General features: G+C 50.1%; 9 protein-coding genes. 3 read left to right on the forward strand and 6 right to left on the reverse strand.

What is annotated here, in order from left to right; translation table 11 throughout:
* Window positions 1-9 precede the first annotated feature (9 nt).
* The 6 genes from DFR47_RS09570 to DFR47_RS09595 form a co-directional block, all read right to left on the reverse strand.
* Window positions 10-2,400 carry a phosphoketolase family protein gene (locus tag DFR47_RS09570; protein WP_113944186.1) on the reverse strand — a complete coding sequence of 797 codons (2,391 nt, stop codon included), beginning with the start codon at window positions 2,398-2,400 and terminating at the stop codon, window positions 10-12.
* A 16-nt stretch (window positions 2,401-2,416) separates the two neighbouring features.
* On the reverse strand, window positions 2,417-3,601 hold the full coding sequence (locus DFR47_RS09575) for an acetate/propionate family kinase (RefSeq protein WP_113944502.1): 1,185 nt from the start codon (window positions 3,599-3,601) through the stop codon (window positions 2,417-2,419).
* A 62-nt stretch (window positions 3,602-3,663) separates the two neighbouring features.
* On the reverse strand, window positions 3,664-4,776 hold the full coding sequence (locus DFR47_RS09580) for an ABC transporter permease (RefSeq protein ID WP_113944187.1): 1,113 nt from the start codon (window positions 4,774-4,776) through the stop codon (window positions 3,664-3,666).
* Window position 4,777: 1 nt separating this feature from the next.
* Window positions 4,778-7,561, reverse strand: coding sequence for a ribosome-associated ATPase/putative transporter RbbA (gene rbbA / locus DFR47_RS09585; protein WP_113944503.1), 2,784 nt, complete (start codon window positions 7,559-7,561; stop codon window positions 4,778-4,780).
* A gap of 2 nt (window positions 7,562-7,563) precedes the next feature.
* Window positions 7,564-8,643, reverse strand: coding sequence for an HlyD family secretion protein (locus DFR47_RS09590; protein WP_113944188.1), 1,080 nt, complete (start codon window positions 8,641-8,643; stop codon window positions 7,564-7,566).
* 370 nt (window positions 8,644-9,013) lie between these two features.
* Window positions 9,014-9,913, reverse strand: coding sequence for a LysR family transcriptional regulator (locus DFR47_RS09595; RefSeq protein WP_113944189.1), 900 nt, complete (start codon window positions 9,911-9,913; stop codon window positions 9,014-9,016).
* 479 nt (window positions 9,914-10,392) lie between these two features.
* On the opposite strand from DFR47_RS09595, the gene DFR47_RS09600 reads away from it, so the two are divergent.
* The 3 genes from DFR47_RS09600 to DFR47_RS09610 are packed head-to-tail and all read left to right on the forward strand — an operon-like array spanning window position 10,393 to window position 12,884.
* Window positions 10,393-11,268, forward strand: a complete 876-nt coding sequence (locus DFR47_RS09600; protein WP_113944190.1) for an amino acid ABC transporter permease — start codon at window positions 10,393-10,395, stop codon at window positions 11,266-11,268.
* Window positions 11,268-12,032, forward strand: coding sequence for an amino acid ABC transporter ATP-binding protein (locus tag DFR47_RS09605; RefSeq protein ID WP_113944191.1), 765 nt, complete (start codon window positions 11,268-11,270; stop codon window positions 12,030-12,032). The genes DFR47_RS09600 and DFR47_RS09605 overlap by 1 nt, the downstream gene beginning before the upstream one ends.
* An 18-nt stretch (window positions 12,033-12,050) precedes the next feature.
* On the forward strand, window positions 12,051-12,884 hold the full coding sequence (locus DFR47_RS09610) for an ABC transporter substrate-binding protein (protein ID WP_113944192.1): 834 nt from the start codon (window positions 12,051-12,053) through the stop codon (window positions 12,882-12,884).
* Window position 12,885: the final 1 nt, after the last annotated feature.

The raw sequence follows: 12,885 nt of genomic DNA on the forward strand, positions 1-12,885 counted from the left end.
TGCCTGCAATCAGGCTTTGGCTCCGTGGCTATGCGGCCATTTCCAGTCACGGATTTCCGGCATATCCTCACCATGCTCACGCACATAGTCATGATGCTGCTGAAGCTTTTCCTGAAGAGACGCGATAATCGGCTCTGCTATACCGGCAGCCAAAGGCAGACGGTTAAGTGCTTCAATCGCCAGATGATAACGATCAAGTTCGTTCATCACAGCCATATCAAACGGCGTTGTAGTGGTGCCTTTTTCGATAAAGCCACGCACATGGAAATTCGGATGATTGGTGCGCTTATAAACCAGACGGTGGATCAGATACGGATAGCCGTGATAGGCGAAAATCACCGGACGGTCAGTGGTGAAAAACGCATCAAACTCACTGTCGGCAATACCATGCGGGTGATGCTGCGGTGACTGCAGCGCCATCAGATCAACAATATTGACAACGCGGATGCGCAAATGCGGCAGCGCTTCACGCAGCATAGCTGTGGCGGCCAATGTTTCCATCGTCGGCACGTCACCGGCGCAGGCCATCACCAGATCAGGCTCCATACCATCTTCGCTACCTGCCCAGTCCCATTTGCCAAGACCGGCCTCACAATGCTTTTCTGCTTCATCCATGGTCAGCCATTGTGGAGATGGCTGCTTACCGGCAACGATCACATTCACGCGGTTCCAAGTTTTGAGGCAGTGGTCACCCACCCAAAGCAGCGTATTGGCATCCGGCGGGAAATAAACGCGGACGATATCGGCGCTCTTATTGGCGACCAGATCGACAAAACCCGGATCCTGATGGGAGAAGCCGTTGTGATCCTGTCGCCAGACATGGGAGGTCAGCAGATAGTTGAGCGATGAAACCGGCTTACGCCATGGCAGTTCGCGCGCGACCTGCAACCATTTGGCATGCTGGTTGAACATGGAATCCACAATATGGATAAAGGCTTCATAGCAGGAGAAGAAACCGTGACGGCCTGTCAGCAAATAGCCTTCCAGCCAGCCCTGACACAAATGCTCACTCAGCACTTCCATAACGCGGCCATCAGCAGCCAGATGATCATCGCTGTTTAGTGTTTCTGCCATCCAGACGCGGTCGGTTGCTTCAAAAACACTGCCAAGCCGATTGGACGCCGTTTCATCGGGCCCGAAGACACGGAAGTTTTTATCCTCATCATTGAGGCGGAGGACATCGCGCAGATAATCACCGAGAATTTTGGTGGTTTGTTCCTGCACCGCTCCCGGTTCGGTAACATTGACCGCATATTTGCGGAAATCCGGTGTTTTCAGGTCTTTGCGCAGCAAACCGCCATTGGAATGCGGAATAGCGCCCATGCGTTTTTCGCCACTTGGCGCGAGCGCGCGCAGTTCCGGTTTCAGCTTGCCGCTTGCGTCAAACAGGTCTTCCGGATCATAGCTGCGCATCCAGTCTTCAAGGATTTTGCGGTGAGAATCATCGGCACGACAATTGGCAACCGGTACCTGATGGGAGCGCCAATGGTTCTCCACCATTTTACCGTCAACCACTTTTGGCCCTGTCCAGCCTTTTGGGCTGCGCAGGATAATCATCGGCCAGCGCGGACGTTCCGGCGATTTAAGATCGGCCTGCTCTTTAATGGCTTTAATACGGTCAAAAGCGCTGTCAAAAGTTGCAGCCATCAACTGATGCATTTTTTCGGATTCATGGCCTTCGACGAAAAACGGCTCATAGCCATAGCCGGTGAAAAGACTGTGCAGGTCTTCATCCGACATACGAGCAAGCAGGGTCGGATTGGCGATTTTATAGCCATTCAGATGCAGGATCGGCAGCACCGCGCCGTCGCGCTTCGGGTTGAGGAATTTGTTGGAATGCCATGCAGCCGCCAAGGGGCCGGTTTCGGCCTCACCATCACCAACAACACAGGCAACGACGAGATCAGGATTATCAAAAGCTGCGCCGTAAGCATGAACGAGTGCATAGCCAAGCTCGCCGCCTTCATGGATGGAGCCCGGAGTTTCCGGAGCCACATGGCTTGGCACACCACCGGGGAACGAGAACTGACGAAACAGCTTTTGCATGCCGCCAACATCTTCGGTGATGTCGGGATAGGTTTCCGTATAGGTGCCTTCCAGATAGGTATTCGCCACCATGCCAGGGCCGCCGTGACCGGGGCCACAGACATAGAGCACATCTTTGTTGCGCTTTTTAATGATGCGGTTGAGGTGCACATAGATGAAGTTCAAACCGGGTGTTGTGCCCCAATGGCCGAGCAAGCGCGGTTTGACATGTTCAGGTTTTAAAGGCTCGCGCAGCATCGGATTTTGCATCAGGTAAATCTGGCCGACGGAGAGGTAATTGGCTGCACGCCAATAGCGGTCGGTCAGTTTCAGCTGATCTGGAGTAAGCGGCTGGGCGCCAGTCTGATTATTCATTCCGGAATTCCTTAACCTATTGGGAGGATTGGTTTAAAACAGTGAGGGTTTCAGCGGCAATCACTTGCTCTTCATCAGTTGCGAGCATGAAAGCGGCGATTTTGCTTGATTGTGTGCTGATGCGGAAAGCATTCTTATTATTGGCCACCTCATCCAGTTCGACGCCCAGCCATTGTAATTTTCTGGCAATGAGGGCGCGGATTTCGGGCTGATGTTCGCCAATACCGGCAGTGAAAATAATGGCATCCAACCCGCCAAGACTGGTCACCTGACGGCTGATTTCACCGGCAATGCGGGTGGTGAAAAGATCAATCGCTTGTTTCGCCTCTGGTGCATCACTGGCCAGCAAGTCGCGGCAATCACCGCTGATGCCGGACACACCGAGCAGGCCGGAGCGATGATAAAGCATATCAGTCAGCTCATCGGTGCTCATATTCTGCTGGCTCAACAGATGCAGCAGCACACCGGCATCAATATTGCCGCAGCGTGTCGCCATCGGAATACCATCGAGCGTGGAGAAACTCATGCTGGTATCAACGCTTTTGCCTTCTCTAAGTGCGCAAAGGCTCGCTCCGCTACCAAGATGAGCAACAACGAGTTTCTTACGACCTAAATCCGGCTCAAGCTGAGTAAAATGTTGTGCAATGGATTGATAAGAAAGCCCGTGAAAACCATAGCGTTTGATGCCCTGATCGTGCATCGCACGCGGTATGGCAAAACGGCGGTTCACATCCGGCATGGTGCGATGGAAGGCTGTATCAAAAGAGGCTGTTTGCAGAATATCAGGGAAAAGCTGGCGGATCGCTTTAATCAGCGCCAAACTTTTGGGTTGGTGGAGCGGCGCATAGGCCGACAACTCGTCAATGGCCTGAATTGAGCGATCATCAATCAATGCAGGGCCTGCAAAAACATCGCCGCCATGCACAACACGGTGACCAATGGCTTTAATGCGGCTCAGGTCAATATGGGTTGAAAGCTTATCGAAAACTTCGCTCAACACACTGACAATATCCGCAGAATCCTCAGACTGCAGTTGCAAATCCAGCCGTTCTTTGCCGCGCTCCATATGAAAACTCAAAGGAGACGCGGCAAAATCAATGCCAGCTTTAGCGGATTTATGCAGAGACAAGCCGTCCCATTCAAAACTGCCGATTTTGACGGTCGATGATCCTGTATTGAATGTGAGAATTAAATCATTCATTCCAAGTCTTTCCATAATCAGCAGCTTTGCAGGCAAAGTGAGGCAGGCTTTATTGTGTCAGATCACCTCAGGAAGTTACGGAAACGTTTGAGCGCGAAGAAGAAGAGCACGGAACCGATAATCATGAGGGCTAGAAATTGCGGCCAGACCACGCTTAATCCTGCCCCACGGAACAGCACCGATTGCGCGAGAATAACAAAATGCGTGTTTGGCGCTGCCAGCATGATATTCTGAATGATTTCCGGCATGCTCTCACGCGGTGTCATCGCACCGGAGAGAACCTGCAACGGCAGCAGGATCAGCACAATCAGCAGCCCGAATTGCGGCATGGAACCGGCAATGGTTGCCAGATAAATGCCAAGACTGGTGGTGGCAAAAAGCTGAAGTGCTACCCCGAGCAGGAACAGGATAATCGAGCCGTTGATCGGTACCGACAGCACGCCTTTGACAATGAACAGCAATGACATTGCCGTGGCAACCAGCACCACAAGCCCCATCGACCAGACCTTACTGATCATGATCTCGATCGGGGTTACCGGCATCACCAGCAGATGCTCAATCGTGCCGTGTTCACGCTCGCGAATGAGTGCCGCACCGGTCAGGATGATTGACAGCATCGTCACCGAGGCAATCACGTTGGTGACCGCCCCGAACCAGCCTTTGTTCAGATCCTGATTGAAGCGGGCACGCAGGTTTTGCTCAACCGGCATTTTGCTGGCACTGCGATAATGATTGAGAAACTCGCTCACTTCATTGGTTACAATGGCCTGCACATAGCGCCCGCCGCTAAAGGCCTGGCTCATACGCGTCGCATCAATATTCAGCTGAATGGTCGGATTGCGTCCGGCCAGAAGATCACGCTGGAAGTTTGGCGGAATATCCAGCGCAAATGTATCCAGACCGGTATCCATGCGCTTGTCCATCTCATAGGTGGAGATAAGTTTCGGCGGCACAAAATAAGGCGGATAAAATGCGGTAGTAATCCGGCCGGAGATCGGGGACTGATCCTCATCAACAATTGCGATTGCCGCATTGTTAAGGTTCTCCGGCATGGCTTTGGAAGCCGTATAGATTGCCAGTGTGAACGCATAGACAATCAGGATCATCAGCATCGGATCGCGGGCAAGACCACGCAGCTCCTTGATGCCGAGACGGAATATATTGGAAATCCTCATCTCAGCGCGCCTGTTTCTTGAGAAGAACAATACCCAGCACCATCAGCACCGGAATGGTTATCAGCAACATCAGGAAAGGCATGCCCAGATCAGAGAAGCTGAGCGCTTTCGAGAAAGTTCCGCGCGAGATGGTGGTGAAGTAGGTTGTCGGATAAATCTGACCGATCAAAGCCCCCGCACCACGCAAAGAAGAAACCGGATCAATGATACCCGAATATTGCACGGCAGGGATCAGCGTCATCAGCGCTGTACCGAAAATAGCGGCGATCTGACTGTTCATGAAAGTAGAGAGCACCAGCCCCATACCTGTCGTGATAATCACATAGAGCAAGGCAGCCGTGGAATAGGTCAGGAAACTGCCGGTAAACCGCACCTGAAAGATGAATACCGCGAAGGCGGTCAGCATCAGGAAGTTGAAGAAGGCAAGGCCGACATAAGGCAATTGCTTGCCGATCAGAAACTCGAATTTCGTGACCGGTGTCACGTAGAAATTGATAATCGAGCCCAGTTCTTTTTCGCGCACAACACTCAGAACCGAGAGCATGGCCGGAATAACCAGCAGCAACAGCGGAATAACTGCAGGCACCATTGCCACCAGACTTTGCACATCCGGATTATAGCGATAGCGGATTTCCATATTGAAGCTAGTGAGGGCTGTGGTGTTGCCATAGAGCTCGCGGGCTTTTTGCGACAGCCAGTTCAGATGCGTGCCTTGCACATAGCCCTGAATGGTTTCAGCACGGGTCGGCATTGCACCGTCAATCCATGCGCCGACTTCAACAGGACGCCCATGCTCAACATCGCGGGCAAAGTTCGGCGGTATCTCAATCGCCAGACTGATCTCGCCGTTACGCATCCGCCTGTCGAGATCGTCATAATCAAGGATCGGATCTTTTTCGATAAAATAGCGCGAGCCGGAGAACTGGCGGATATAATCACGGCTGATCGCTGTGTCGTCGCGGTCAATCACCGCAAAACTTAAGTTATTAACATCGAGATTGATACCGTAACCAATCACAAACATCAGGATAACACTGCCAAGCATAGCCAGTGTGGCGCGGATCGGATCACGCCGCAGTTCCAGCGTTTCGCGTCTGGTATAGGCGAGCATGCGGCGCAGATCAGGCATCCAGCTTGCAGACGGAGCCGGAAGTTCCCGTACCCGTTTTACAGTTTGTGCTGTCTGTTCTGCAGCTGCTGCATTAGCTGGTTGCGGTGCAGGCGCAGTTTCACCAATGGCATCTTCAAGATAGCCGATGAACGCCTCTTCCAGTGTTGCAGCCGAACGGCTGGCAGTGATCGCAGCCGGTGTATCGCTGATTAGCACTTTACCGGCATGCATCAGGGAAATCCGGTCGCAAAGCTCTGCTTCATTCATGAAATGGGTGGAGACGAAGATCGTCACATTATCTTTGCGCGAAAGATCGGCGAGGATTTGCCAGAAGGCATCACGCGCCACCGGATCAACGCCAGAGGTCGGCTCATCGAGAATGAGAATATCCGGCTGATGGATCAGGGCGACCGCGAGCGACAAACGCTGACGAATACCGAGCGGCATATCATCCGGATAGATATCCATCATCTCTGTCAGGTCAAAACGCTGCGACAGTTCTGTAATACGCTGCTTGGTTCTGGCTTCTTCCATGCCAAATAATTTGGCGTGGAGTTCCAGATTTTGATGCACCGTCAGTTCTGAATAGAGTGAGAAAGCTTGTGACATGTAGCCGACGCGACGGCGGATATCGATATCTTTGGTATCAACTTCACGGCCAAACAGGCGGGCAATACCGTCACTTGCAGGCAGCAAACCGGTCAGCACTTTCATGGTCGTGGACTTGCCGCAACCATTGGAGCCGAGAAAGCCGAAAATCTCGCCGCGCGGAATACAGAAGCTGACATTATCAACGGCCGTAAATTTGCCAAAACGCACGGTGACATGCTCGGCTTCGATGGCAATATCGGTGATGCTTTCATCACGCGGCGGGATCACCACCTTATGATGGTCTTGGCGCAATTCCTCCGGTAGCAGGGCGATAAAGGCATCATCCACATTCGGTGTGCCGGTTTGTTGCATCAGCTCTTTAGGCGTACCGCTGGCGAGAATCTGCCCGTCATTCATGGCGACAAGCCAGTCAAAACGCTCGGCTTCTTCCATATAGGCCGTGGCAACAATCACGCTCATACCCGGACGATCTTTGCGGATATCGTCGATCAGCTCCCAGAACTGACGGCGGGACAGAGGATCAACGCCGGTGGTCGGCTCATCAAGAATCAGCAGATCAGGATCATGGATCAGCGAGCAGCAAAGACTGGTTTTTTGCTTCATCCCGCCGGAGAGTTTACCGGCAGGACGATCCGCAAAAGGCGACATGCCGGTGCGCGCCAGCAAATCCGCAATACGGCGCTCGCGTTCATGCTTATTGTGGCCGAACAATCTGCCGAAGAATTCAATATTCTCAAAGACGGACAGGGTCGGATAAAGGTTTTTACCCAGACCTTGCGGCATATAGGCAATACGCGGAAAAGCGGACTGGCGATGGCGCTTGTCAGCAATATCCCCGCCCAGCACATCAATGCGGCCTTGCTGCATAATGCGCGCACCGGCAACCAGTGACAGCAAGCTGGATTTCCCCACACCGTCAGGGCCAATGAGACCGATCATGCGACCAGTCGGAATATCCAGTGTCAGATCACGCAGGGCTTGCTTGGTGCCATAGGTCAGGCTGACATTTTGTATGCGGACGACAGGTTCATCGCCCGCGCTGTTATCGCTCGCCAGATCCATGCTCATTGTACAGGTTCCGCAAGGTTCTGTGGCCATGTGGCTTCAGAGTTCAGCTTCACATAGACCGTACCCGGAAGACCGGTTTTGACCTGCTGAATATATTTCTGCAGCAGTTCCTGCGGGATTTTGGCTTTGACGCGGAACACCAGCTTCTGGCGCTCTTCTTCCGTTTCAACGGATTTTGGCGTGAACTGGGCAACGTCAGCCACAAAGCTGATCTTGGCCGGAATAACAAATTGCGGTGCAGCATCCAGAACAATGCGTGCCTCAGCACCAATTGCGACCTGACCGGCCTGTGCAGTCGGCAGGAAGAAGGTCATGTAAACATCGCTCAGATCAACCAGATTAAGCACACGGCCACCGGCAGAAATCACTTCACCTGGCTGGGCAACACGATATTGAACGCGGCCCGGTTTTGGCGCCTTCAATGTGGCATCATTGATCTCAACGGCAATTGTTGAAATTGCAGCTTTGGCGGCGTCAACGGCGGCTTCCGCATCAACAACCTGCGCTTTGGCGGCGCTGATACCGGCTTCCGTTGCAGCCAGCTGTGCTTTGGCAGCACTCACGGCCGCTTCAACACCACGGGCATTGGCGCGGTCATCATCAAGTATTTGCTGCGAGACAGTGCGGGATTCACTCAGCTGTTGCGAGCGTACCAAGCGGCGTTGTGCGGCATCCAGTTGTGCTTCACGCTGCGCGATGATGGCAGCTGCTGCTTTTTGTTCTGCTTCGCGTTGTGCGACCAGACTACGGGCGGTTTCAATGCTGATTTCTGCGCGGCGCAACTGGGCTTCGGCCTGACGGCGCTGGCTTTCGGCCTGATCTGTATCCATCTGCGCCAGAACATCACCGGCATTCACAAAGTCACCTTCATCCGCCAGAATTTGACGAATGCGGCCGGGGCTTTTGGTGGAAATATCGATCTCAACGGCTTCAATACGACCGTTTCCGGAAGCAATGCCTTCCGGCAAGCTGTCATTGTTCAGCTTTTGCCATGCATAGTAACCACCGGCTGCAATTAATGCCGCCACTACAATAAATATATATTTTTTATTCGGATTTGATTCACTATTTGCCATTACCGCGCCTGACTATTTTAAAATAATTTCCCAACGGACTGGTCTATTAATCAAGCCCCGTCATTGATTATAGTCAATACTAATAATTCTAATTTAGCTTCGCAGAATTTGGCCTGAGGTAATAATTCTTTCTTTTAAATTCCTTGTTGAGCCAAAGTAGAAGTAAAACGGCGGTTTACTCTGTTTAAAACTACTCAAAGCGCGATAACTCTGCTCAGTGAATAAGAAAAATCCGGATTGCTAAGATCATAGCAATCCGGATTCTCACGAGAATTTGAACTGTGTTTGCAATCATTGCTCCTCTTTTGAAACAGAGCAGCCCCCCCTTAGACAAAACTTATTTGATCGGACAGGGGCATCGAATCTGGTCTTATAAGTCGGTTTCGATAACCGTTTTTATCCAGTCCGTGAAAATTTTAAGCGAGGAAAGATTTTCCTGATCAGATGCAGGCGTAAACCAATAGCAACTGGAACTCTTATAATTAAAATTCGGAGGATTGATTAATCTGCCTGAAATGAGGTCATTGATGATCAGGCCTCTGGGTATGAAAACCATCCCCTTTCCTTCAAGTGCTGCACTGATCGCCATTGTATAATAGCCAAACCGAAGAAAACGCGGGACTGGCGTGTTCAGCAGCTTTTTCTCTGTCACAAAATGTTGCCAGTCAATCGGCGTGCCCGGATGTTCAATGAGCACGCCATTTTGCAAATCCGCAACTTTTTCAGGGAGACCGTACTTTTTCCAATATTCAGGAGAAGCGACGAGAATAACGTCATTGCCAAACAGATAAAGACTTTTAGATGAAGACGGAGCTGTTTCACTAAACGAAAAAATACCGTCAGCTTTAACTGTACCAGGCAGCGCACCTAAGTTTGTGAACTGTACTTCTATCTCTGGATGCAGATCCGCAAATTCAAAAAACCTTGGTAAGAGCCATTTGTCACCAAGAATGGGCGGCACTTGCAGACGCAATATTTGCTGGTCAGGTTTCAAACGGGCGGTTAATAAACTTGCATCTTCGATTGCCCTGATGACTGTGGTTGCGCAATCAAGATAAATAGCGCCGGTTTTTGTTAAAACCAATCCGTTGATGGTGCGCGTAAATAATGGTGTACCTATCATATTTTCTAGCGCAATCAATTGCTTGCTGACAGCACTTTGCGACATATTCAGGCTTCGTGCTGCAGCGGTTGTATAGCCGGAACTGGCCAGTTCAATGAGAACTTTTAAGGCTGTCGTCGAAGGAAGAAACCGTCGGGCCACAGGCATAAATACCTCAATATTTTTAGTTCCGGAATGCCTATGAAAACTGTTCCATACGACGACAGGAATGAGACATCTTACAAGATGATTACTGTTTGGTTTCAGAGCTTGCGAGCACTTCAGCACAAATCAGCATAACCTTGTTTATTTTTAATGGCTAGTCGGTTTTGTCATAGGGCCTAAGCATTAATGTCGTTTGTCTCAATAAATTCACTATGGAATACATATGAGACGAACAATGCGAAGAATGACAAGGTGAGGAGCTGTCGTTTCAATGCATGGAGGAGAGGAAACGTTCGTTGAGCAAATAAGATTTTAGTATCTCTGCAGATCAAATGGCATCACCATAACTGATTGGCTGCCGGAATGAGTGCTCATCGTTATCTTGTAAACATCATAAAAATCCGCGCAGGTCTTTAAGAGCCTGACCGAAAAATATTGTCCGATGCAGAGGTGTCTCTGATTTTGAACATAGGAAACCAATAATGCAAACAATTGCCAAAACGACAGATTATGTCGTGGTGAAGCCGGGGAATTGGGGGCGGAAACTCTTAGCAGTTGTCCTGATATTATGTATCGTTTTTATCATTAATGCATTCCGCACAGGCGATATCGCTTGGCAATATGTATCAATGTATTTGTTTTCGGCCCCTGTATTAAAAGGTGTTGTGAATACAATTATCATGACATTTTTTGCCATGATACTGGGTGTTGCATTGGGCATATTGGCCGCTGTTATGCGCCTTTCAGATAATAAAGTGCTGCAGAATGTAGCGCTTGGTTATATCTGGCTATTTCGTGGGCTGCCAACACTGCTTTTATTGCTGTTATGGTTTAATCTTGCGCTGATTTTTCCGAATATCAGCCTGTTCGGATTTTTCCCGATTAAAACCATTGATATTATGACGCCGTTTTTTGCTGCTCTTTGTGGTTTGGGTATTCAGCAGGGTGCTTATACGGCAGAGGTTGTGCGTGCGGGGATTACCTCAATCGATAGCGGTCAGCTGGAAGCTGCGCAGTCGATTGGCATGACAAAGCGTAAAGCCATGCTGCGGATTATCTTGCCGCAGGCGATGCGTGTGATCATTCCGCCGATCGGGAATGAAACAATCGGCATGGTTAAGCTGACCTCACTCGCCAGTGTTATTCAATATGCGGAAGTGCTGCGCAGCGTAGAGAATATCTATTACAATAATTCCCGTGTGATCGAGCTCCTGTTGGTTGCAGCCATTTGGTACATGGTGATTGTCACGATCCTCAGCATCATACAGATTTATGTCGAACGGCATTTTTCTAAAGGCTGGCAAGGTAGCAAGCAAACCAGAACGCAAGACAATCAGACGATTGAGGGAGAGGCGTAATGGATAATGCTATCATTCGTATGCAGAACGTGCAGAAGTTTTACGGTGATTTTCAGGTTCTGAAGAATATCGATTTTCAAATAACAAAGGGCGAAGTTGTTTGCGTTATCGGACCGTCTGGTTCCGGAAAGAGCACTTTTCTTCGTTGTATCAACCAGCTTGAGAGCATTAGCAGCGGTCTGATTACAGTGAATAATGAGATTGCCGGTTATCGTCTGCGCGGTAATAAGCTCTATCCGCTGAGTGACAGTGATGTTGCGCGGCAAAGACGTGCAGTCGGCATGGTGTTTCAGCGGTTCCATCTGTTCCCCCATAAGACCGTTATGGAGAACATTATTGAGGGGCCGGTACATGTACAAAAACGTAATCCGGCAGAATGTAAACAAGAAGCTATTGAACTGCTGAAACGTGTCGGGCTTGTCAATAAAGCGGATTCCTATCCGACAGAGCTGTCCGGTGGTCAGCAGCAGCGCGTTGCAATTGCACGTAGTTTAGCAATGCGGCCTGAGGCTATGCTTTTCGACGAGCCAACATCGGCGCTCGATCCTGAATTGGTCGGAGATGTTCTCTCCACGATGAAAGATCTGGCTAAAAGCGGCACCACAATGATTGTGGTGACCCATGAAATCGGCTTTTGCCGTGAAGTTGCTGATCGTGTGATTTTTATGGATCACGGCTCAATTCTGGCGTCCGGAACGCCGGAAGAGATCCTTGATAATCCGCAAAATGAGCGCATCAAAAATTTTGTCACTGCTGTTCTATAATAAACCTGAGGGGAACTCATGAAATATACAGCATTTATACTCTCTGCCGCATTTTTCCTTGGCGCACCAATGGCCGCCGGCTTGGCACAAACGCCTTTGAAAACAGTAGAGGAAGGAGAAATCCGGTTTTTGAATAATCCGATTTATCCGCCTATGGAGTTTGTGGACGAGAAAACCGGTGAAATTGACGGTTTTGATCCTGACCTGGCTAAAGCAATTGCTGAACGTCTGAAACTTAAGCCGGTATTCGTAAAAGCAGCCTTTAGTGATTTGCAAAGTAGTCTACAAACCGGACGCGGAGATGCGATTATCTCAGGAATGAGTGATACCGTTGCGCGTCAGGATGCAATGGATATGGTTGACTATATTGTCAGTGGTCCGACCTTTTTCACCTTAAAAAGTAATGCCGGTGAAATAAAAGTACAAACAGATGTCTGCGGCCGGACTGCGGCAGCATCCCGTACGGGCACCATTCCGCGCGATGTCGCAAAGTGGAGTGACGAGAACTGTGTTGCTGCAGGTAAGCCGGCAGTCAAGTTTGAAGGTGTTGCAGATTCAAATGCGGCACGTTTAGGCATGAAGCAAGGGCGCTATGATGTTGTTGTGCAGGGAAGTGAAACGCTTGCATGGCTCGTGCAACTGGAGCCTGAAAATTATAGCATTATCGGCGATCCGATCCTGAATAATGATGTTTTTGCGATCGGTTTCAAAAAAGATAATCCGGAATTACGTGACGCTGTTCTGAACGCCGTCAATGAAATGATTGCAGACGGCTCTTATGGAAAACTGCTTGGGAAATGGAACCTGAAAGCCAATGCAATCGACAAAGCCACTGTGAATGGCGTTAAATAAG

It is taken from the genome of Pseudochrobactrum asaccharolyticum (assembly GCF_003314995.1).
Classification (GTDB): domain Bacteria; phylum Pseudomonadota; class Alphaproteobacteria; order Rhizobiales; family Rhizobiaceae; genus Pseudochrobactrum; species Pseudochrobactrum asaccharolyticum.